General features: G+C 58.6%; 19 protein-coding genes and 1 other RNA gene. 11 read left to right on the top strand and 9 right to left on the bottom strand.

All coding sequences use genetic code 11. The features are described 5' to 3' along the window. Positions 1–158: 158 nt before the first annotated feature. From dapB to grpE, 4 genes are all read right to left on the bottom strand, one after another. Positions 159–965, bottom strand: coding sequence for a 4-hydroxy-tetrahydrodipicolinate reductase (gene dapB / locus QMK51_RS24495; protein WP_320392276.1), 807 nt, complete (start codon positions 963–965; stop codon positions 159–161). A 10-nt stretch (positions 966–975) separates the two neighbouring features. Then, entirely contained in the window at positions 976–2,100 is a 1,125-nt protein-coding gene (dnaJ, locus tag QMK51_RS24500) for a molecular chaperone DnaJ (RefSeq protein ID WP_320392277.1), read from the bottom strand. Between the two features lie 297 nt (positions 2,101–2,397). Continuing rightward, the gene (gene dnaK, locus QMK51_RS24505) at positions 2,398–4,314 is read right to left on the bottom strand and encodes a molecular chaperone DnaK (protein WP_258697618.1); all 1,917 of its coding nucleotides are present in this window, start codon (positions 4,312–4,314) and stop codon (positions 2,398–2,400) included. 102 nt (positions 4,315–4,416) lie between these two features. Further along, complete coding sequence (gene grpE, locus QMK51_RS24510; protein WP_258697619.1) at positions 4,417–4,983, bottom strand: nucleotide exchange factor GrpE; 567 nt, start codon at positions 4,981–4,983, stop codon at positions 4,417–4,419. A 241-nt stretch (positions 4,984–5,224) separates the two neighbouring features. Here grpE and recN point away from each other — a divergent pair, with 241 nt between their 5' ends. Continuing rightward, on the top strand, positions 5,225–6,898 hold the full coding sequence (recN, locus tag QMK51_RS24515; RefSeq protein ID WP_320392278.1) for a DNA repair protein RecN: 1,674 nt from the start codon (positions 5,225–5,227) through the stop codon (positions 6,896–6,898). Positions 6,899–6,973: 75 nt separating this feature from the next. On the opposite strand, the gene fur is transcribed toward recN, so the two are convergent. Further along, positions 6,974–7,378 (bottom strand): ferric iron uptake transcriptional regulator, encoded by a 405-nt coding sequence (fur, locus tag QMK51_RS24520; protein ID WP_003197684.1) that lies wholly within the window; start codon positions 7,376–7,378, stop codon positions 6,974–6,976. Between the two features lie 97 nt (positions 7,379–7,475). On the opposite strand from fur, the gene QMK51_RS24525 reads away from it, so the two are divergent. Continuing rightward, a complete protein-coding gene (locus tag QMK51_RS24525; protein ID WP_320392279.1) occupies positions 7,476–8,003 on the top strand; it encodes an outer membrane protein assembly factor BamE in 528 nt (175 codons plus the stop codon). 60 nt (positions 8,004–8,063) lie between these two features. On the opposite strand, the gene QMK51_RS24530 is transcribed toward QMK51_RS24525, so the two are convergent. The 3 genes from QMK51_RS24530 to QMK51_RS24540 are packed head-to-tail and all read right to left on the bottom strand — an operon-like array spanning position 8,064 to position 10,216. After that, complete coding sequence (locus tag QMK51_RS24530) at positions 8,064–8,378, bottom strand: RnfH family protein (RefSeq protein WP_258697622.1); 315 nt, start codon at positions 8,376–8,378, stop codon at positions 8,064–8,066. Next, complete coding sequence (locus QMK51_RS24535; protein ID WP_258697623.1) at positions 8,371–8,805, bottom strand: type II toxin-antitoxin system RatA family toxin; 435 nt, start codon at positions 8,803–8,805, stop codon at positions 8,371–8,373. The genes QMK51_RS24530 and QMK51_RS24535 overlap by 8 nt, the downstream gene beginning before the upstream one ends. A gap of 7 nt (positions 8,806–8,812) precedes the next feature. After that, positions 8,813–10,216, bottom strand: a complete 1,404-nt coding sequence (locus tag QMK51_RS24540; RefSeq protein ID WP_258697624.1) for a sodium-dependent transporter — start codon at positions 10,214–10,216, stop codon at positions 8,813–8,815. 118 nt (positions 10,217–10,334) lie between these two features. Here QMK51_RS24540 and smpB point away from each other — a divergent pair, with 118 nt between their 5' ends. Beyond that, positions 10,335–10,817 carry an SsrA-binding protein SmpB gene (gene smpB, locus QMK51_RS24545; protein WP_008057382.1) on the top strand — a complete coding sequence of 161 codons (483 nt, stop codon included), beginning with the start codon at positions 10,335–10,337 and terminating at the stop codon, positions 10,815–10,817. A gap of 148 nt (positions 10,818–10,965) precedes the next feature. Here smpB and QMK51_RS24550 read toward each other — a convergent pair whose 3' ends face one another. Next, entirely contained in the window at positions 10,966–11,733 is a 768-nt protein-coding gene (locus tag QMK51_RS24550) for a GntR family transcriptional regulator (protein ID WP_258697625.1), read from the bottom strand. A gap of 262 nt (positions 11,734–11,995) precedes the next feature. Between QMK51_RS24550 and QMK51_RS24555 the strand changes: the two genes are divergently transcribed. From QMK51_RS24555 to QMK51_RS24590, 8 genes are all read left to right on the top strand, one after another. Beyond that, the gene (locus QMK51_RS24555) at positions 11,996–13,687 is read left to right on the top strand and encodes a lactate permease LctP family transporter (RefSeq protein WP_320392280.1); all 1,692 of its coding nucleotides are present in this window, start codon (positions 11,996–11,998) and stop codon (positions 13,685–13,687) included. 151 nt (positions 13,688–13,838) lie between these two features. Beyond that, positions 13,839–14,663, top strand: a complete 825-nt coding sequence (locus QMK51_RS24560) for a (Fe-S)-binding protein (protein WP_320392281.1) — start codon at positions 13,839–13,841, stop codon at positions 14,661–14,663. Continuing rightward, positions 14,660–16,114, top strand: coding sequence for a LutB/LldF family L-lactate oxidation iron-sulfur protein (locus QMK51_RS24565; RefSeq protein WP_320392282.1), 1,455 nt, complete (start codon positions 14,660–14,662; stop codon positions 16,112–16,114). The genes QMK51_RS24560 and QMK51_RS24565 overlap by 4 nt, the downstream gene beginning before the upstream one ends. Next, on the top strand, positions 16,114–16,785 hold the full coding sequence (locus QMK51_RS24570; RefSeq protein WP_258697628.1) for a LutC/YkgG family protein: 672 nt from the start codon (positions 16,114–16,116) through the stop codon (positions 16,783–16,785). Before QMK51_RS24565 ends, QMK51_RS24570 begins: the two co-directional genes overlap by 1 nt. Beyond that, on the top strand, positions 16,782–19,592 hold the full coding sequence (locus QMK51_RS24575) for an FAD-binding and (Fe-S)-binding domain-containing protein (RefSeq protein WP_320392283.1): 2,811 nt from the start codon (positions 16,782–16,784) through the stop codon (positions 19,590–19,592). Before QMK51_RS24570 ends, QMK51_RS24575 begins: the two co-directional genes overlap by 4 nt. Positions 19,593–19,920: 328 nt before the next feature. After that, the gene (locus QMK51_RS24580) at positions 19,921–20,196 is read left to right on the top strand and encodes a hypothetical protein (RefSeq protein ID WP_258697630.1); all 276 of its coding nucleotides are present in this window, start codon (positions 19,921–19,923) and stop codon (positions 20,194–20,196) included. 116 nt (positions 20,197–20,312) lie between these two features. Further along, positions 20,313–20,710: a transfer-messenger RNA gene (gene ssrA / locus QMK51_RS24585) on the top strand. A gap of 187 nt (positions 20,711–20,897) precedes the next feature. Then, complete coding sequence (locus tag QMK51_RS24590) at positions 20,898–22,154, top strand: integrase domain-containing protein (RefSeq protein ID WP_320392284.1); 1,257 nt, start codon at positions 20,898–20,900, stop codon at positions 22,152–22,154. Positions 22,155–22,899 lie beyond the last annotated feature (745 nt).

Below are 22,899 nucleotides of genomic sequence, written 5' to 3' on the forward strand. Positions count from 1 at the left end.
CGCGCTTTTAGTGGACACACTAAAGCTGTAGCTTACAGAAAAAGGCATTTTTGGTCTACCGCCAATGAGCCTTAAAGACCGAGGAATGCGACAGGACGTCGCTTGGCGGTTTAAAACCGGGCTTCAAAGCTATGTTTGAACCCGGTTTCGGCTGCATCTTAACGCAGATCGAGCACGTCTTGCATGTCGTAGAGGCCTGGCTCGCGACCGTCCAGCCACAAAGCTGCACGTACCGCGCCCTTGGCGAAGGTCATGCGACTGGATGCCTTGTGCGTGATTTCCAGTCGTTCGCCTTCACAGGCGAACAGCACCGTATGATCACCGACCACATCACCACCACGAACAGTGGCGAAGCCGATCGTTTCCCGCTCGCGCACACCGGTGTGCCCCTCACGACCATAGACCGCGACTTTCTGCAGATCACGATCCAGCGCACTGGCGATCACTTCACCCATGCGCAGGGCCGTACCTGAAGGCGCATCGATCTTGTGCCGATGGTGAGCCTCGATGATTTCGATATCAGCATCATCACCCAGCACACGAGCCGCCATATCGAGCAGCTTCAGCGACAGGTTTACACCGACACTGAAATTGGCCGCGAACACAATCGCAATGTCTTTGCTCGCCTCGACCAGCAACTGCTTCTGCGCGGCGTCCAATCCCGTGGTGCCGATCACCATGGCCTTGCCCGCCTCGCGACAGAACGCCAGGTTTTTCAGCATGACTTCAGGAAGCGTGAAGTCGATCAACACATCGAACTCATCAGCCACCGCATCCAGCTTACCGGACAGCGGCACACCGATTCGCCCCAGCGATGCCAGCTCACCGGCATCCACGCCAATCAACGTGCTGCCAGGACGCACAATGGCTGCCGTCAACCCCGTCAGCGGCGCGCGTTGCTGCACCGCCTCGACCAGAATCTTGCCCATGCGGCCGGCGGCCCCCATCACAGCAATACGTCGCATGCCCGTCTCCTTACAAATCGCCGAAGAAGCGCTTCACGCCTTCGAACCAACCAGTGGTTTTCGGAGAATGGCTGTTGTCGTCCGCCAGCGAGCTGCGGAACTCTTCCAGCAATTCGCGCTGACGACGACCCAGGTTGACCGGGGTTTCGACCGCCACGCGGCACATCAGGTCGCCAGCACCACCGCCGCGAACCGGCGCAACGCCTTTGCCGCGAACACGGAACTGCTTGCCGGTCTGAGTTCCCTCAGGGATTTTTAGTTTGACCCGACCATCAAGGGTCGGAATTTCCAGCTCGCCACCCAGCGCTGCGTCGACAAAGCTGATCGGCACCTCGCAGAACAGGTGCTTGCCGTCACGCTGGAAGATCGCGTGCTCGCGCACATTGATCACTACATACAGATCACCGGTCGGACCACCCTGCGCACCCGCCTCACCTTCGCCAGACAGACGAATACGGTCACCGGTATCGACACCGGCCGGCACTTTCACCGACAGAGTCTTGTACTCTTCGACACGGCCTTCGCCGCGGCAGGAATCGCATGGGTCGGAGATGATCTTGCCCTGACCATGGCAGCGCGGGCAGGTTTGCTGCACCGAGAAGAAGCCCTGCTGCATGCGCACCTGACCGATACCGCCACAGGTCGGGCAAGTGATCGGCGAAGAGCCTTTCTTGGCACCCGAGCCGTCGCACGGCTTGCAGTTGACCAGTGTCGGAACGCGGATATTGACGGTCGTGCCGCGCACCGCCTCTTCCAGGTTCAGCTCCAGGGTGTAACGCAGATCGCTGCCGCGCTGAGCACCACCACGGGCACCGCCGCGACCACCACCGAAGAAGTCGCTGAAGACATCGCCAAAGATGTCGGAGAAGTTCTGACCGCCAAATCCGGCACCGCCGCCACCCATGCTCGGGTCGACACCTGCATGACCGTATTGGTCATAGGCTGCGCGCTTGCTGGAATCGGACAGCACTTCATAGGCCTCGTTGGCCTCTTTGAACATATCTTCCGACGCTTTGTCATCGGGATTACGGTCCGGGTGGTGCTTCATCGCCAGGCGACGGTAGGCCTTTTTCAGGTCCGACTCGCTTGAACCACGCTCAACACCCAATACTTCGTAATAGTCACGCTTTGCCATAAGTCTTTGCACTCTTAAGGACGTTCGGCAAACCTCTCCTGAGCCTCGCCAAACTCGTTGAGCCCCAATACAGGCCCGGACCCAACTCACGTCAATTCAACGATCCTGGTCTTTGATTCGATGCGGTACCTGTGGGCCGAAAAGCAGGAGCATTCCCGACCGTACCGCCAGCATCCGAGCGTTGTCGCATGCTGTAAAAATTCGCTTACTCCAGACACGCCAACGCGGGAGCAAGCTCCCGCGCGGCGACATCCTACCAGTCACCGCCTGAAGGCAGTCAACCGGGCGACCAACAACTTACTTGTGGTCTTTGACTTCTTCGAACTCGGCATCGACGACGTCGTCAGCTTTTTCAGCTTTTTCGTCGTGCGGTGCCGCGCCTTCAGCTGGCTGAGCCTGATCGGCGTACATTTTCTGAGCCACTGGCGCGGAGACCTTGGACAGCTCTTCAACCTTGGCTTCGATAGCCGCCTTGTCGTCGCCTTTAACGGCAGCTTCCAGGGCAACCACTGCGGCTTCGATTGCAGTCTTCTCTTCAGCGCTTACTTTATCGCCAGCATCGGCGACCATTTTGCGCGTCGAGTGAACCAAGGCATCGCCCTGATTACGGGCGCTGGCCAGCTCTTCGAACTTGCGGTCTTCTTCAGCGTTCACTTCAGCATCGCGAACCATCTGCTGAATTTCTTCCTCGGACAGACCGGAGTTGGCCTTGATCACGATCGACTGAGTCTTGCCGGTAGCCTTGTCTTTCGCGCCGACGTGCAGGATGCCGTTGGCGTCGATGTCAAAGGTCACTTCGATTTGTGGCACGCCACGTGGTGCTGGCGGAATCTCGGCCAGGTCGAACTTGCCCAAGGACTTGTTCTGTGCGGCTTGCTTGCGCTCACCTTGCAGCACGTGAATGGTCACGGCACCCTGATTGTCGTCGGCAGTCGAGAACACTTGCGATTTCTTGGTAGGAATCGTGGTGTTTTTCTCGATCAGCGCGGTCATCACGCCGCCCATGGTTTCGATACCCAGAGTCAGCGGGCTGACGTCGAGCAGCAGAACGTCTTTCACGTCACCAGCCAATACCGCGCCCTGGATAGCAGCACCCATGGCAACAGCTTCGTCAGGGTTGACGTCTTTACGTGCTTCTTTACCGAAGAAGTCGGTCACCAGCTTCTGAACCAGTGGCATGCGGGTCTGACCGCCGACCAGGATCACGTCGTTGATCGAACCAACGTCGATACCGGCGTCTTTCATGGCGATGCGGCAAGGTTCGATGGTGCGTTGAACCAGGTCTTCAACCAGCGCTTCGAGCTTGGCGCGGGAAATTTTCACGTTCAAGTGCTTAGGACCGGTAGCGTCTGCAGTGATGTACGGCAGGTTCACGTCGGTCGACTGGCTCGAGGACAGTTCGATCTTGGCTTTCTCAGCGGCTTCTTTCAGGCGCTGCATGGCCAGCGGGTCGCCCTTGAGGTTCATGCCGCTTTCTTTCTTGAATTCGTCGACGAGGTAGTCGATCAGACGAATGTCAAAGTCTTCACCGCCCAGGAAAGTGTCACCGTTAGTGGCCAACACTTCGAACTGGTGCTCGCCATCGACTTCAGCGATCTCGATCACGGAAACGTCGAAAGTACCGCCGCCCAAGTCGTAAACGATCACAGTGTGATCGCCCTTGGCCTTGTCCATACCGTAAGCCAGAGCAGCTGCGGTTGGTTCGTTGATGATACGTTTTACGTCCAGGCCCGCGATGCGACCGGCGTCTTTGGTGGCTTGGCGCTGGCTGTCGTTGAAGTAGGCCGGAACGGTGATCACCGCTTCGGTCACTGGCTCGCCGAGGTAGTCTTCGGCGGTCTTCTTCATTTTCTTCAGAATTTCGGCCGAGATTTGTGGCGGTGCCATTTTCTGGCCGTTCACTTCAACCCAGGCGTCGCTGTTGTCAGCCTTGACGATCTTGTAAGGGACCATCTGGATGTCTTTCTGTACGACTTCTTCGTCGAAACGACGACCGATCAGACGCTTCACCGCGTACAGGGTGTTATGCGGATTGGTCACTGCCTGACGCTTGGCCGACTGGCCAACCAGGATTTCACCGTCGTTGGCATAAGCGATGATCGACGGCGTGGTACGCGCGCCTTCAGCGTTTTCAATAACTTTGGCCTTGCCGTTTTCCAGCACGGAGACGCAGGAGTTGGTAGTCCCCAGGTCGATACCGATAATTTTGCCCATGTTCACTCTCCCGAAACTTTGGATTTGGATGCCGCAGCAGTGGTGGCTGACTGCGGTAGCACTTAAACGCTTGACTTCTAAATGGGGGCCTTGCGGCTAATTTCAAGCCTGCTCGTCAATCGAAGGCGAAACCGGTGCAGGCGCCTTGCTGACCACAACCATGGCCGGGCGCAGCAGGCGACCGTGGAGCTGGTAACCCTTCTGGAACACCTTGAGTACGCTGTTTGGCTCGACGTCGGCGCTTTCCTGCATGGCCATTGCCTGATGATGCGAAGCATTGAAGGGTTCGCCTTCAGGATCGATCGCTTCCAGGTGATAGCGCTTCAGGGTGTCCTGAAACATTTTCAGGGTCAGCTCGATCCCTTCGCGCATCGGACGAATGTTTTCGTCTTCAGGGTTGGACAGTTCCAGACCACGTTCCAGGCTGTCAATGATCGGCAGCAGGTCGCCAGCGAACTTCTCCAGCGCGAATTTGTGGGCCTTCTCAACGTCCTGCTCGGCACGACGGCGGACGTTCTGCAGATCGGCGGCTACACGCAAAGCCTGATCCTGCGCACCAGCCAATTGCTCTTCGAGCACTTGTACACGAGCCGCCAAGTCTTCACCCGAAGCCTCGGGGCCCTGGTTGGCGTCTAGATTTTGCGTATCCACTGTCTGTTCGTCAGCCATAGATTTCTCCTTCCAATATCGTCCGCGAGCTCAACTCGCGCTTCTGCCCCGGTATATGGGGCCGTAAAATTCAGCTTCAAGGGCTGTTTGATGATTGACCCTACAAAAAACAGCTGCATTGTCATTCCCAGGCGAACTAAGTATTTCTTTCAATCAAGCAAATCGACCTAAGAGAGGGCATTGTCAGCCAGAAACAAAACACTGTATAAATAACCAGACCTAAAGCCTGGGAGCGGCCTTTATGCTGGTGCACCTGTCCGTACACAACTACGCCATCGTTGAACATCTCGATCTCGAACTCGATCGCGGGATGAGCGTGATCACAGGGGAAACCGGCGCCGGCAAGTCGATCATGCTCGACGCCCTCGGTCTGACCCTGGGCGATCGCGCCGACAGCGGCGTGGTCCGCCCGGGCGCCGACAAGGCCGATATCCTGGCCACCTTCGACCTGATCGACATCCCGGAGGCCAGCGCCTGGCTGGCCGAGCGCGACCTCGAGAACGACGGCCCGTGCATCCTGCGCCGAGTGATCACCGCCGAAGGGCGATCGCGCGGCTATATCAATGGCACCCCCTGCCCCCTCGGTGACCTGAAGGCCCTGGGCGAGCTGTTGATCGATATCCACAGCCAGCACGAACACCAATCCCTGCTCAAAACCGATACCCACCGCCGCCTGCTCGACGAGTACGCCGGTGCCACGGACCTGGCCCGCCAAGTACAGCTGGCCGCCCAACGCTGGCGCCAGACCCGCCAGGAACTGGAACGCCTCTCCAATTCCGGTGACGAGCAACGCGCGCGTCATCAGTTGCTCAGTTATCAACTCGAAGAACTGGAAAACCTCGGCCTCGGCGAAAGCGAGCTGGAGCAGTTGGAACAGGAACACAAGAACCTGACCAACGCCGAAACCCTGCTGGGCATTTGCCGGCAAGTGGTCGAACAATGCAGCGAAAGCGATTCTGGCAATGTATTGAACGCACTCACCGCCAGCCTCAACCGCTTGTCGAGCGTAAACAATTCGATCGGCGCCCTGGGCGAAGCCAGCAGCCTGCTGACCAGCGCGCAGATTCAGGTTGAAGAAGCCGTGGGCGAGCTGAACCGTTTTCTCGACAATTTCGACGCTGACCCAGCCCGCCTTCAATACCTGGAAGAGCGCCTCGATGCCATCTACACCCTGGCGCGCAAACACCGCATCCAGCCGACCGAAGTCGCCGAGATGCAGCAGAAGCTACTCGATGAAATCGAAACCCTGAATGCCAACGATGAATCCATCGAACGACTGAGCGATGAGCTGGCCTCCTACGCCCGTCATTATCAGGAGAAAGCTCGAGAACTGAGCGACCTGCGTCATCAAGCCTCGAGCAGCCTGGCCAGTGCCGTGGAACAGGAAATCCAGCGCCTGGGCATGCCCGGTGGCCGCTTCACCATCGAACTGCGCCCCAACAGCAGCGATGAACTGCTGCCCAACGGGCTCGAACAGGTAGAACTATTGGTGAGCGCCAACCCGGGGCAACCCTTGAAAGCCCTGGCAAAAGTAGCATCGGGTGGCGAGCTGTCGCGTATCAGCCTGGCCATTCAGGTGATCACTGCACAGACCTCGCGCGTACCGACGCTGGTGTTCGACGAAGTGGACGTGGGCATTGGCGGCCCGACCGCCGAGATTGTCGGCCAGTTGCTGCGACGCCTCGGGGAGCGCGGACAGGTGCTGACCGTGACTCACTTGCCGCAAGTGGCAGCGCAAGGGCATCAACATCTATTTGTGCACAAGGTCCGCGGTGAAGAGGCCACGCATACGGCCGTCTCCAAGCTGAGCAAGAATGATCGCGTGGAAGAAGTGGCACGAATGCTGGGCGGCATCGACCTCACCAAGGAGTCCCTGGCACACGCGAAGAAAATGGTCGTTACCGCAAAAATCTAAGAACGGTAGAAAGCACGAAGGCGACCCTGGGGTCGCCTTCGCTCGTTTCGCGAACCTGAAATTCGCGCGACATGCTTACTTTTTCTTGCGCACGTACAGTACAAGATTGTGATCAACCATCTCGAAGCCATACTTGTCGACGATGGCTTTCTGCAGCCGCTCGATTTCTTCGTCGAAGAATTCGATCACTTCGCTGGTTTCGACGTTGACCATATGGTCGTGATGCTTGCCATCGTCCAGCTCGAAGACCGCATGGCCTCCGTCGAAGTTGTGCCGCACCACAAGGCCAGCTGCCTCGAACTGGGTCAGAACACGGTAAACCGTGGCCAGACCGACGTCCTCACCAGCCTCCATCAGCGCCTTGTAGACGTCCTCGGCACTCATGTGGCGTTGCTCGGCGGAATCGAGCATTTGCAGAATTTTGACCCGTGGAAGGGTCACTTTGAGGCCGGCTTTGCGTAGTTCGCTATTTTCAACCATGGTCAGCTTTCTCGCGATGCTGCTTCGCAGCTTCTCTTAATGCGGGTATGATCGGCGTTTACGTTGTCCCAGCCAAGATAGTGGAAGTCGCCCACCGATGCAAAACACCAAGCTCTTGCTAACCAGTTTCACCTTTGTGGGACTGCTCGCACTCGCCGGTTGTTCATTCCCCGGGGTTTACAAAATCGACATCCAGCAGGGCAATGTCGTCACGCAGGACATGATAGACCAGTTACGCCCGGGAATGACCCGCCGGCAAGTACGGTTTATCATGGGCAACCCTCTGCTGACCGACACGTTCCATGCCGATCGCTGGGATTATCTGTATAGCCTGCAACCGGGTGGCGGTGAACGCCAACAGGAACGCATTAGCGTTATCTTCAACCCAAATGACCAACTTGTCAGCCTCTCTGGCGACTTCATGCCAGGCGTGAGCCGCGACGAGGCCATTCTCGGCAAGGACAGCGGCACTACCGTGAGCGCGCCTGCAGAAAACGCCGAAAAGCCGAAGCCAGAAAAACCGGTCAAGCCAGGTTCGTTGCTGGACCAGATCCAGAAGGACGTGGACAACGTAGAAACCGTTCCAGTCCCGACGCCAGAACCGCTGGAAACCTCGCCGCAATAATTTGCGACGCATAAAAAACCCGGCATGTCCGGGTTTTTTATCGCCTGGCATTTAGCCGAATCACTGATTCCGGGCTTTTGCCTCGGCCGCTTTGGCGGCACGCAACCGGCGCACTTCTTTCGGATCGGCGAGTAGCGGCCGATAAATCTCGATGCGGTCCCCTGCCTGAACCGCTCGAATGGCCGGCTCAGCGATCACTTTGCCAAAGATCCCAACCGGACAACTGGCCAGATCCACCTCAGGGAATTCGCTGTTGAGGCCGGATTTGAGCAACGCATCCCGTACCGTTGCGCCCACTGGCACCGTTACGGTCAGCAGCACCTGACGGTCAACGGCGGCATACACCACTTCGACCTTGATCACGACCTCAACCATGCATCTGCTTCGCACGTTGGCAAAACGCGTCCATCAGCGTATTCGCCGCCTGATTAAACAGAGGCCCCAACGTCGCACGCACCAGCGGCCCCGAGTAGTCGAACGACAAATCCAGACTGATCTTGCAGGCTTTCTCGCCCAACGGCTTGAACACCCAGACGCCGTGCAACTGGCTGAACGGACCTTCCTCGAGGTTCATCTCGATCGAACGCCCGGGCACCAGGGTGTTGCGCGTCACGAAATGCTGACTGAGACCACCCTTGGCCACGCCGACGCTGGCGCGCATGAACTCAGGAGAGCTTTCCAGAACTTCGGCCGACGAGCACCACGGTAGGAATTCCGGATAGCGAGCCACGTCATTGACCAAGTCATAAAGCGCTTGTGCCGGATACGGCAGCAGGGCCGAACGTTGAATGTGTGTCGTCATGTCAGTGTTACTTCCACAACTGGGCGGCAAACACTACAAGAATGCCGATGGGCGCCACATAGCGCATCAAGAACAGGGACAGGGCGAACAATACCGGACTGCGGATCGACAACTCATCGCGCACCGCTTCACGCCCCATCACCCAACCCGCAAACACCACGAAACACAAACCACCGAGTGGCAGCATGATCCGCGAGGTGAAGAAGTCGATCACACCAAAGAAGTCGAGACCACCGGCGACTCCCCATTGGTAGAGATGGAACATCCCGCCTTCGTTCACGAAAAACTTGGCTTCCTTCCAGATATTGAAGGAAAACACAGTACCCAGACCGACGAACCAGCAGATGAATGCCAGCCAGAAGGTGACCCAGGCGCGGCTGATCTTCGTGCGTTCAACCAGGTAAGCCACCATCGGCTCGAGCAGGGAAATCGCCGAACTCCAGGCCGCAATCGCTACCAGCACGAAGAACACTACGCCCATCAACTGGCCGAACGCTACGTTACCAAAGGCAAATGGCAGGCTGACGAACATCAGGCCTGGGCCTTCACTCGGGTTCAGGCCAGCAGCGAACACAATCGGAAACAATGCCAGGCCGGCCAACAGCGAAACGAAGGTGTCGAGCAGCGCCACACCGACGATGGTTCCGGAAATAGACGAATGCTTCGGCATGTAGGCGCCGTAGATCATGATCGAGCCGACGCCCACGCTCAGGGAGAAGAACGCGTGCCCCATGGCCGGCAGCAAGCCATCAAGCACCTTGTCCGGGTGGAAGTCGAACATGAAATGCACGCCCTCCATGAAGTGCCCCGTGGTCATGCTGTAACCCAGCAGGACAATCACCATCACGAACAGCAGCGGCATCATGATCCGCAGGCTGCGCTCCAGCCCTGCGACCACGCCTTTGGCAATCACCACCGCGGAGAGGAGCATGAAAATCGTGTGCCAAAGTGTCAGACGCCACGGATCGGCGATCACATTGCCGAAATATGCGCCGACCTCGCCTGCCGTCACACCCTGGAAATCGCCACGCCCCATATCAATGATGTAATCCAGCGACCAACCGCCGACCACACTATAGAAAGACAGGATCAGCAACGCCGTGATCATCCCGGCAAATGCGCCCCAGGACCACTTCGCCGAATGCCCCGCTTCCAGCGCCAGAACCTTCAAGGCATTGGCCGGGCTCTGCCGTGCGCGGCGGCCGATCAGGGTTTCGGCCAGCATCACGGGCATACCGATCAGCGCGATACAGGCCAGGAACATCAGCACGAAGGCTCCGCCACCGTAGACGCCGACCATGTAAGGGAATTTCCAGATACTACCCAACCCCACGGCCGAACCGGTCGCGGCGAGTATGAAGACCCAGCGGCTAGCCCAACTGCCGTGGACAGAAACCTTGTCTGTCGACATCGTTATCACGCCCAAGCGTTCAAAAAAGAGGCCGCATTGTCCGGGATTCAATCAACCTGCTCAAGCACGTAGCGATACCGTAGCCGACTCGCGTGCAACTCCCTATAATGCCGCCCCTATGGCTAAACAGAAGAAACACCCAACAGGGACCATCGCGCAAAACAAAAAGGCGCGACACGATTACTTCATCGAACATCGGTTCGAGGCTGGTCTGGTCCTGGCCGGCTGGGAAGTAAAAAGTCTGCGGGCAAGCAAGCTACAACTGGTTGACAGTTACGTACTGCTCAAGGATGGCGAAGCCTGGCTGCTCGGTAGCCACATCACGCCCCTGACGACCGCCAGCACCCACGTCATTGCCGATCCGGTCCGCACCCGAAAGTTGCTGCTGAACCGGCGCGAGCTGGAGAAGCTGGCCGCGGCCGTGCAACAAAAAGGCTACGCCTGCGTGTGCCTGTCCTGGTACTGGAGCAAGCACATGGTCAAGTGCGAGATCGCTCTGGGCAAGGGCAAGAAGGAATACGACAAGCGTGATACCGAACGCGAGCGCGACGCCGGTCGTGAATTGCAGCGTGCGGTGCGGAACAAGGGCAAGGAAGATTAATCTTTCGGCCTGATCGCGGCTTTTGTGGCGAGGGAGCTTGCTCCCGCTCGGCTGGGAAGCAGTCGTAAACGATCTGCTTAACGGTGTGCTGGCCCGGGGGCCGCTTCGCGCCCCAGCGGGAGCAAGCTCCCTCGCCACAATAAACTGACTACATCCCCTTGCGCCGCTCGGCCCGAGCCATTCGCTGCACTTCCTGACGCACCTCTTCCAGCACTTCCTGCACATACAAAATGTGCCGACTGGAAACTTCCCGCGCCTGCTCTGCCCTGCCCTCGATAATCGCCAGGTACAACTCCCGATGCTGTGCGATCAGCATGTCGCGGGTTTCAGAACGTTGCTTGTACATGCCGCCAATGTTGGTCACCACGTTGCGCTTGAGCAGATCGAACAGCCCGCGGATGGTGTGCAGCAACACTGCGTTATGACTGGCCTCGGCGATCGCCAAGTGAAAATTTGCATCCGCTGTGCCCTCTTCCGCCCGGCTCACTTCATCGTGACGTGAATAGCAGTCCTGCAATTCATCGAACGCCGCCGTCAGCCGCTCGCGATCGACGTCGGTGGCGCGCAATGCCGCGTAATAAGCACAGGACGCTTCCAGGGTATGGCGAAACTCCAGCAAATCGCGCTGGGCCTCGGGGTTGCTTTCCAGCAGATGCAGCAGTGGATCGCTGAACGTCGAGCCCAGGGATTCCACCACATAATTGCCGCCGCCCTGACGACTGACCAGCAGCCCTTTGGCCACCAGTTTCTGGATCGCCTCGCGCAACGAAGGACGTGACACGCCGAACTGCTCGGCCAACGCACGCTCCGCCGGCAGGCGTTCGCCAGCCTTCAAGGTGCCCTCGAGAATCATCCCCTCGAGTTGCTCGACAATATCGTCAGACAAACGGCGCTGCCGAATCTGATCAAACCCCATTACTCAATTCTCCACGATCCCGGCGACTCGCCGGGCTCTCTATTCTGGCCTATCGGCGCTGCGCCAGCACCTACCAGACGACGCTTGATCGAACAGATCAGATGCGTTCTGCACCGCTCATTCGACAAAAGTTTTAGGGCGGCAAATTGACACACCGCCTCCAAGGCTTTTACCCTAGCCAACAGCGATTGTAAATTGGTATTACCAATTATCCAAGAACGCTGACCAGTGCCTGACCAACAACAATTAGGGGCCACCCCATATGCAAACCTGGCAACAGCTCTACAGCCCGCTCGGCAGTCTCGGCGTGTCCGCACTCGCGGCCGTCATCCCCATCGTATTTTTCTTCCTGGCCTTGGCCGTGTTCCGCCTCAAAGGCCACGTGGCCGGCAGCATTACCCTGGCGCTGTCGATTGCCGTGGCAATCTTCGCGTTCCAGATGCCGGTCGACATGGCCTTCGCGGCAGCCGGATATGGCTTCGCCTACGGCTTGTGGCCGATTGCCTGGATCATCGTGGCAGCGGTGTTCCTCTACAAACTGACGGTCAAAAGTGGCCAGTTCGAAGTGATCCGCAGCTCGGTGCTGTCGATCACCGACGACCAACGCCTGCAGGTGCTGCTGATCGGCTTCTGCTTCGGCGCGTTTCTGGAAGGTGCCGCCGGTTTCGGCGCACCGGTAGCGATTACCGCCGCGCTGCTGGTTGGCCTGGGCTTCAACCCGCTGTACGCCGCAGGCCTGTGTTTGATCGCCAACACCGCGCCGGTGGCCTTTGGCGCATTGGGGATTCCGATCATCGTCGCCGGGCAAGTCACCGGTATCGACGCGTTCAAGATTGGCGCCATGGCCGGTCGGCAACTGCCATTGCTGTCGGTGTTCGTGCCGTTCTGGCTGGTGTTCATGATGGATGGCCTGCGTGGCGTTCGGGAAACCTGGCCTGCCGCACTGGTGGCCGGTTTGAGCTTTGCCGTCACCCAATACTTCACTTCAAACTTCATTGGCCCGGAGTTGCCGGACATCACCTCGGCGCTGGTCAGCCTGATTTCTCTGACCCTGTTCCTGAAAGTCTGGCAGCCAAAACGCGCCGCAGGCGCACACATCGTCGGCGCCGTCTCGGCTTCCGTGGTGTCCAGCGCCGGTGGTTTCGGCCAACCGCGCACCACCGTGGCTTCGCCTTACAGCCTGGGGGAAATTTTCAAAGCCTGGTCGCCGTTCCTGATCCTCACCGTACTGGTCACAATCTGGACGCTGAAACCGTTCAAGGCCATGTTCGCCGCAGGTGGCTCGATGTATGGCTGGGTGTTCAACTTCGCGATCCCGCACCTGGATCAAATGGTGATCAAGATCGCACCGATCGTGACCGCCCCGACGGCGATGCCGGCGGTGTTCAAACTTGATCCGGTTTCCGCGACCGGCACGGCCATTTTCTTCTCCGCGCTGATCTCGATGCTGGTGCTGAAGATCAATTTCAAAACTGGTCTTACCACTTTAAAAGAGACGTTCTACGAACTGCGCTGGCCGATTTTGTCCATCGGCATGGTGCTGGCGTTCGCCTTCGTCACCAACTACTCGGGCATGTCGTCGACCATGGCTCTGGTATTGGCAGGCACCGGCGCGGCGTTCCCGTTCTTCTCGCCATTCCTCGGCTGGCTCGGTGTGTTCCTGACCGGCTCCGATACCTCATCCAACGCGCTGTTCAGTTCGCTGCAAGCGACCACCGCGCACCAGATCGGCGTCAACGACACCTTGCTGGTGGCGGCGAACACCAGCGGCGGGGTGACCGGCAAGATGATCTCGCCGCAATCGATCGCCGTGGCTTGCGCCGCGACCGGGCTGGTGGGCAAGGAATCGGATCTGTTCCGCTTCACCCTCAAGCACAGCCTATTCTTTGCAACGATCGTCGGCCTGATCACCTTGGCCCAGGCTTACTGGTTCACCGGCATGCTGGTGCACTAAGCACTACACACGACATGGAAAAAACCGACGCCGGATTACGCCCCCGGCGTCAGCTATTCACAACCGGGTCTGCAAGGCTGCTGAAAGCTTCCCTCTCTATATTCAGCAGCCTCAGCGGACGGATAACCGGGACCACCCGGAGACACACCTGATGAGCGAGCTTTTTTACAACGCCGTGCCGAACGCGACCCGCGTCGCCCCGCCACTGCCCGAACCTCGGCAATACCCCAGCGAAAAACCGTCACGGGTGTACCTGTTCGGAACCTGCGTGTTGGATCTGTTCTACCCCGAAGCCGGGATGGACGCGATCCACCTGCTGGAACGCGAGGGCATTCGTGTCGAATACCCGCAAGGGCAGAGCTGCTGCGGGCAACCGGCCTACACCTCGGGTTACACCGAACAGGCCCGGACCGTGGCGCGCTCGCAACTGGCATTGTTTGCCGGGGATTATCCGGTGGTGGTGCCGTCGGGTTCTTGCGCGGGCATGTTGCGCGAACACTATGCCGACTTGTTCAAGGACGAGCCGCAAACGCTGAAACAGGTTCAGGCCCTCGCGGCACGAACTTACGAACTTGCCGAGTTCCTGCTGTTTGTCTGCAAGGTGCAACTCAAGGACAGCGGCGAACCGGTGAAAGTGGCGTTGCACACGTCGTGCTCGGCACGCCGTGAAATGAACACCCACCTGCATGGCCGTGAGTTGTTGGCGCAGTTGAGCAATGTGGAGCGAGTCGACCACAGCCACGAAAGTGAATGCTGTGGCTTTGGTGGGACTTTCAGCGTCCGTATGCCAGATATTTCCGGCGCGATGGTGGCTGACAAGACCCGCGCGTTGAAGGAATCCTGTGCGCACAAGGTACTCAGTGCCGATTGCGGTTGCCTGATGAACATCAACGGCTCGCTGGAGAAACAGCAGGAAGCGTTGCGCGGTCAGCATCTGGCCAGCTTCCTTTGGCAGCGAACCGGAGGTGCCCGATGAGCAGCTCCACGATTATTCCTACGGTCGCCGTAGAAGAAGATTTCCGCAGCCGGGCTCACAAGGCTTTGGCTGACACGCAATTGCGAAACAACTTTCGCACGGCGATGGACTCACTGATGAGCAAACGGGCAGCGTCTTTCAGCGATGCCCATGAAAGAGAACATTTGCGAGCGCTGGGCAATGCGGTCCGCGCCCGTGCATTATCCAAGTTACCCGACCTGCTCGAGCAGCTTGAACAGAACCTGACCCGCAACGGTGTGACAGTGCACTGGGCGGAAACGGTGGACGAAGCCAATGGCATCGTCTTATCGATCATCCGCGCTCACGAGGGGCGGCAAGTGATCAAGGGCAAATCGATGGTCAGCGAAGAGATGGAGATGAACCATGTCCTCGAAGCTCAAGGCATTGAATGCCTGGAGTCGGACATGGGCGAATACATCGTCCAGCTCGACCACGAGAAGCCTTCACACATCATTATGCCGGCGATCCACAAGAATGCCGGTCAGGTCGCGTCCTTGTTCCACGACAAACTTGGCGTGGAGTACACCAAGGACGTTGACCAACTCATTCAGATCGGTCGCAAAGTCTTGCGGCAGAAATTCTTCGAAGCGGACATCGGCGTCTCCGGCGTCAACTTCGCCGTGGCCGAAACCGGCACCCTGCTGCTGGTGGAAAACGAAGGCAACGGGCGCATGACCACCACGGTACCGCCGGTGCACATCGCCGTCACCGGTATCGAAAAAGTCGTGGAAAACCTGCGCGACGTGGTGCCGCTCTTGTCGCTACTGACCCGCTCGGCCCTGGGCATCCCGATCACCACCTACGTCAACATGATCTCCGGCCCGCGCAAGGAACATGAGCTCGACGGCCCTCAGGAAGTGCACCTGGTACTGCTCGACAATGGTCGCAGCCAGGCGTTTGCCGACAGCGAATTGCGCCAGACCCTGAACTGCATCCGCTGCGGCGCCTGTATGAATCATTGCCCGGTCTACACCCGAATCGGCGGCCATGCCTACGGCGAGGTTTACCCTGGGCCTATCGGAAAAATCATCACCCCGCACATGGTCGGCCTGGCGAAAGTCCCCGACCACCCGAGTGCGTCTTCGCTGTGCGGCGCCTGCGGCGAAGTCTGCCCGGTAAAAATTCCGATCCCCGCATTGCTGCGTCGCCTACGGGAAGAAAACGTCAAAGCCCCGGACAGCCCGCATCAAGTGATGCGCGGTCAGGGCTGCAAGTATTCGCGCAAAGAACGGTTTATCTGGAACGCCTGGGCGAAGCTCAACAGTTCGCCAACGCTTTATCGCCTGTTCGGTTTCTTCGCCACCCGCCTGCGAGCGATGACGCCGAGCAATGTCGGCCCGTGGACCCAAAACCACAGCGCACCGAAACCCGCGGCCCGCTCACTGCATGACATGGCCCGCGAGCATCTGGCCAAACAGGGAGACCGTTGATGAACGCCAAGCAAAACATCCTCGCCAAGTTGCGCAACAGTCTGACGGGCACCACGCCGGTGGCTGACAACTTCGATGTCGAACTGCTGACCGAGCCCTACACCTACACGCCAGAGCAACGCATCCCGCAACTGCGCAAACTGATGGAAGCGGTGCACACCGAAATCCATCTGACCTCCAAAGAAGGCTGGCCCGAATTACTGGCGCAACTGCTGCAGGATCGCCAGTTGCCGAGCCTGTTGATTGCGCCGACGACACCTCACGGTCAACGTGTCACTCAGCATTGGGCGAAAAATCCTGGCCTGCCAGCGCTCAAAGCCTACGACCGTCCGGTCGAGGAATGGAAAGCCGAGTTGTTCAATGACACACCGGCCAGCCTCACCACCACCCTCGGCGCGATCGCCGCAACCGGTAGCCTGATTCTCTGGCCGACGCGGGAAGAACCGCGTCTGATGAGCCTGGTGCCGCCGGTGCATTTCGCCCTGCTCAAGGCCAGTGAAATCCGCGACAACTTCTATCAGGTGCAGCAGGAATTCGAATGGGCCCAAGGCATGCCGACCAACGCCTTGCTGGTGTCCGGCCCGTCGAAGACCGCCGACATCGAGCAAGTGCTGGCTTACGGCGCCCACGGCCCGAAAGACCTGGTGGTTCTGATTCTGGAGGACCAATGAGTCTACCGGCGGCTTTCCTGCGAGATGCGCAGCAACTGATTCCTCAAACGCGACGTTTCGACGACCCGCTGTCGACCCTGGCCTTCGGCACCGACGCCAGTTTCTACCGGCTGATTCCGAAACTGGTGATTCGCGTCGAATCCGAAGATGAAGTGGTGGCGCTGCTCAAACTGGCGCAACGGGACCAGGTCCCGGTGACCTTCCGCGCCGCCGGCACCAGCCTGTCTGGCCAGGCCATCAGTGATTCGGTGCTGATCGTGTTGGGGGATAACTGGAACGGTCGCGAGATCCGTGGCCAGGGCACGCAAATACGTCTGCAACCGGGCGTGATCGGCGCCCAGGCCAACGCCTGGCTGGCACCGTTCGGACGCAAGATCGGTCCGGATCCTGCGTCGATCAACGCCTGCAAAATCGGCGGCATCGTCGCCAACAATGCCAGCGGCATGTGCTGCGGCACGGCGCAGAACACCTATCACACCCTGGCCGGGATTCGTCTGGTACTGGCGGATGGCAGCCGTCTTGATACCGAAGACACCACAAGTGTTGCGGCATTCCGAGAGAGCCACGCCGAACTGCTGGAGCGTCTGGCGACGCTGAGCCGCGAGACCCGCGCCAATGTCGAACTGGCTGCGAGAATTCGCCACAAATACCGTCTGAAAAATACCACTGGCCTGTCACTCAATGCGCTGGTGGATTTCGACGAGCCTGTGGATATCTTGAGCCACTTGCTGGTGGGCTCCGAAGGCACCCTCGGGTTCATCAGTGCGGTGACCTACGACACAGTGATCGACCACCCGAACAAGGCGTCGGCGCTGATCGTGTTCCCGGATGTGGAAACCTGCTGCAACGCCGTCACCGTGCTGAAAAGCCAACCGGTGTCGGCCGTGGAATTGCTGGACCGTCGCAGCCTGCGCTCGGTACAGGACAAGCCCGGCATGCCGGCTTTCGTACAACAACTGTCGACCAATGCCTGCGCCCTGCTGATCGAATCCCGCGCCGCCTCTTCCACTTTGCTGCAGGAACAACTGACGCAAATCATGGCGTCACTGACGAGTTTCCCGGTGGAGAAGCAAGTCGACTTCACCGAAGACCCGGTGGAAAACGCCCGGCTCTGGGCGATCCGCAAGGACACCTTCCCTGCCGTCGGCGCGGTGCGCAAAACCGGCACCACGGTGATCATCGAAGACGTGACCTTCCCGGTGGAACAACTGGCCAGCGGCGTCAACCGCTTGATCGAGCTGTTCGACAAACATCACTACGACGAAGCGATCCTTTTCGGACACGCCCTGGAAGGCAATCTGCACTTCGTCTTCACCCAAGGCTTCAACAGCGCGGAAGAAGTCGCACGCTACCAGGCGTTCATGGACGACGTGGCGCAGTTGGTGGCCGTTGAATTCGGCGGCTCGCTGAAGGCCGAACACGGCACCGGTCGTAACATGGCGCCCTTTGTCGAACTGGAATGGGGCCGCGACGCCTACCAGTTGATGTGGCAGCTCAAACGCCTGCTCGACCCCAACGGCATTCTCAACCCGGACGTGGTGCTCAGCGACGATCCGCAGATCCACCTCAAACACCTGAAACCGCTGCCCGCCGCCGATGAGATTGTGGATAAGTGCATTGAGTGTGGCTTTTGCGAACCGGTGTGCCCGTCCAAAGGCCTGACCTTGAGCCCACGCCAGCGCATCGTGATCTGGCGCGACATCCAGGCGAAGCAACGCGCCGGCATAGACACCGCCGAACTGGAACAGGCCTACGAATATCAGGGCATCGATACCTGCGCCGCCACAGGCCTGTGTGCACAACGTTGCCCTGTAGGCATCAACACCGGCGAGCTGGTGAAAAAGCTCCGTGGCCGTAAGGCAACCCATACGAAAACTGCCAACTGGATTGAAGGCAATTTCGCCACTGCGTTGCAAGGCGCGCGGTTCACCCTGCACGTGGCCAACGGTGCGCGGATGCTGTTGGGGGCGCCACGTTTGGCAAAGCTGTCGGCAACATTGACGCGCTTATCCAAAGGCCAGGTCCCGCAATGGACCAACGCCATGCCACAGCCGGAAAGGGCCATTCGCTTCAGCCCCAGCGTGTCGGACGAACGCCCTCGGGTGGTGTACCTGGCGGCTTGCGTGTCGCGGGTCATGGGCCCGGCGGCGGGTGATAAAGAGCAAATGTCGCTGTACGACAAAACCCGTGGCCTGCTGGAAAAGGCCGGTTACCAGGTCGTATTTCCAGACAATCAGGACAACCTCTGCTGCGGTCAGCCATTCGCCTCCAAAGGCTACGCCGAACAGGCCGAACACAAACGCCAGGAACTGATCGGCGCGCTACTGCACGCCAGCCGCGGCGGGCTCGACCCGATCTATTGCGATACCAGCCCCTGTACCTTGCGGCTGGTTCAAGACCTGGGCGATGTTCGACTGGACCTGTACGACCCGGTGCGGTTCATCCGTACTCACTTGATGGATCGTCTCGATTTCACACCCCAGGAAGCGCCGATCGCGGTGCATGTCACCTGCAGCACTCAACATCTTGGCGAGAGCCAGGCGTTGATCGATCTTGCACGCAAGTGCAGTAACAACGTGGTCATTCCGGAAGGCATTCACTGTTGCGGATTTGCCGGCGACAAGGGCTTTACCACGCCGGAATTGAACGCCCATTCGTTACGCACACTGAAAGACGCGGTACAGCAATGCAGCGAAGGGATTTCCACCAGCCGCACCTGTGAGATTGGTCTGACGCAACACGGTGGGATCGACTACCACGGGCTGGTCTACCTCGTGGACCGGGTCACCCAGGCCAGAGCGGTCTGACACCGAGGCACCAAAAGAAGCGCGTTTTGGCTAATGCCAGTCAGAAAGGGCACCGCAGTCCCTGTGGGAGCGAGCCTGCTCGCGATAGCGGCGGGTCAGGCAACATAGATGCTGAATGTACCGCCGTCATCGCGAGCAGGCTCGCTCCCACAAGTTGCGCGTCTTAACTGACTGGCACCAGTCATTTTTGCCTCTTTTTCGCATCCACCTCCCGGAAAAATCTTTCACTCCGTCGCAAGCGAAAATAGAACCCTTGCACGCCGTCACAGTCCATTTGTTAAGCCCCAATCAGCGTGGCCCAATCCCACCCCCGTTCCAGGAGATACCCATGAAGCGTTCCGCCCTGGCTGGACTGCTCATCGCTGCAACAATGCTGGCCTCCTCCGCATACGCATCAAACGACAGCGACCAATGCGTAATGAAGCTCCAGGAGGTCAATAGCAAACTGTCCAGCGCCACCACGCTGGACGCCGCCACCAAAGGTGTCGTCATCACCAAAGCCGAACAAGCCAAGGCCGCCCACGCCTCCAACAACGACAGAGAGTGTGTTTCCCTGACGCAGCAAGCGCTTCAGGACATTCAAAGCCACATGAATAGCCATTAGGGCCGAGCCAGAGCCAATCCGGCGTCGGCCCTGACGTTCAGGTAAAGACAGAAGGTCGACTCGCCGCGCGCATTGGCGTACACTGCGCTTACCTGCTGGTTACACACAGCAGGTTCGGGGCCGTTTAGGATTCGACGCCGGTTGCGAAACTTTAGGTGCATGCCGAGTTGGTAACAGAACTCGTAAATCCACTGTTGCAACTACTTATAGTTGCCAATGACGAAACCTACGGCCAGGAATTCTCTCTCGCTGCGTAAGCAGCCTTAGATCCTGAGCTTCTGGTACCTTCGGGTCCAGCAATCACCAGGGGATGTCTGTAAACCCAAAGTGATTGTCATATAGAACAGAATCGCCGTGCAGTACGTTGTGGACGAAGCGGCTAAAACTTACACAACTCGCCCAAAGCACCCTGCCCGTCGGGTCGCTGAGGGTTAACTTAATAGACACGGCTACGCATGTAGTACCGACAGCGGAGTACTGGCGGACGGGGGTTCAAATCCCCCCGGCTCCACCAAATGATCAAAAAAAGACGTCCACGGACGTCTTTTTTTGTGCCTGCGACCCAGTAAATACGCGGCCTCCAGCGCTTCTGCGGACTTTTGAGAGTTTTTGAGTTCCAGCCATTCGGGTATTCCAGACGGTATTCCATCTCATCCGGTGCTAATCTTTGGAATACCGAATCAGTGCCTGAGGAGAATCTCATGCCTGCTCAAAACCTCCGTCTCTCCGATCGACAGCTCAAGGGAGTCAAACCCGCGTCCAAGGATTATGTCCTCACGGACGGTGACGGTTTGCAGCTCCGCGTACGCAGCAACGGCTCGCTGCTGTGGAATTTCAACTACCGCGAACCGGTGACCAAAAAGCGCATCAACATCGGCTTTGGGACCTACCCCGAACTGTCACTGGCGAACGCACGAAAGATGGCAGTCGATGCGCGCGAGCTGCTCGCACAGGGCATTGATCCGAAGGTGCAACGCAATACGTTGAATGAAGCCAAGCGCGCGGAAACCGAACACACCTTCGAGAACGTCGCCACCGCCTGGTTCGAGCTCAAGAAAGACTCGGTCACCCCGGCTTACGCCGAGGACATCTGGCGGTCGCTCACGCTGCATGTGTTCCCCGACTTGAGAACGACACCACTGGTGAAAATCACCGCGCCGATGGTGATCGGATTGCTGCGTCCAATCGAAGCGAAAGGCAGCCTGGAGACGGTCAAGCGTCTTAGCCAGCGGCTAAACGAGATCATGACCTACGGCGTTAATTCCGGCCTGATCTTCGCCAATCCGCTCAGCGGCATCAGGGCAGTATTCAAGAAGCCCAAGAAAGAGAACATGGCTGCGCTTCCGCCCGAAGAGCTCCCCGAGCTCATGCTAGAGATCGCGAACGCCAGTATCAAACGCACTACCCGCTGCCTGATCGAATGGCAGTTGCATACGATGACTCGCCCCGCCGAGGCGGCGACCACTCGCTGGGCAGACATCGACTTTGAAAGGCGTGTCTGGACTATCCCACCGGAGCGGATGAAGAAGCGCCGCCCTCACAGCATCCCGTTGAGTGATCACGCTGTCGCACTGTTGGATTCATTGAAGACTCACAGCGGCCATCGCGAATACGTCTTCCCGGCAGACAGAAATCCGCGCACTCACGCCAATAGCCAGACCGCCAACATGGCGTTGAAACGCATGGGGTTCCAGGATCGCTTGGTCAGCCACGGCATGCGCTCGATGGCCAGCACCATCTTGAATGAACATGGCTGGGATCCTGAGCTCATCGAAGTAGCCCTGGCGCACGTCGACAAGGATGAGGTGCGGAGCGCCTACAACCGAGCCGACTACATCGAGCGCCGGCGCCCGATGATGGCTTGGTGGAGCGAGTACATCCAGAAAGCCGCGACCGGCAGCCTGCTCGCCTCAGCATATGGCCAAGTCAGAGACAAGAACGTGGTGCCGATCCGCTAGCGCTGCACAGGCGCAAGAACTGCAGCAACAACTGAACGTTCAAGATTCGGGGCAAGCAGCCTCGCTTATCCGCTTCTAAGCGCGGGTCCATCCAAACAGGGCTGCAAAGCCGCCCTGTTTGGATGGACCTTACTTTGAAAAGCTAAAAGCGACCACGTTGTCCAGGATTTACCACGGAATTCCACCGGTGGATAACCGTGCTTCAAGTCTAAAGTGGCGCTGAACTTCGAACCTTGACCGGGTTTATCCACAGGCGTAGAACTGGCCGTGCAAGCGCTGTCGATGACAGCACCCCAGGTGACCCGAACCTTCAAGGTCACGCCGCTCCGCGGTGGTTCTCCCCAAGGGCGATTCGCATCCGGCAGCTCGCCCGGTCACCTCCTCTGGTGATGGATGCTCTCTAATCTCATGGCCCTCGTGCGCCAGCTAAACCGTATTGTGCTGCCCTGCAGCAACCTATCCGCTTGGCCGAATCTTGCGCCAACCTGTGCCCGTCTCTTTCTCCTGGAAAGAGACGGGCACTTCTACCACTGCTGCAGCCCTGATCGCACATGGCTTTGCGGCATTTCCCCTCGTGACAATCGGCGTGACAAACGCCGATGTCACCAGCAACAGCCATGTAGATGATGGTGCCGCAGACCAAGGAATGGACTGCACCTGACTGACAGTCAGGCATGCCCCGGTCATCGCATTGCTGCTTGCACCTGGCTCAGGATCTTTAGGTACTGGTCTCGTCAGCCAATGC

Source organism: Pseudomonas sp. P9_31 (assembly GCF_034008235.1).
GTDB lineage: Bacteria > Pseudomonadota > Gammaproteobacteria > Pseudomonadales > Pseudomonadaceae > Aquipseudomonas.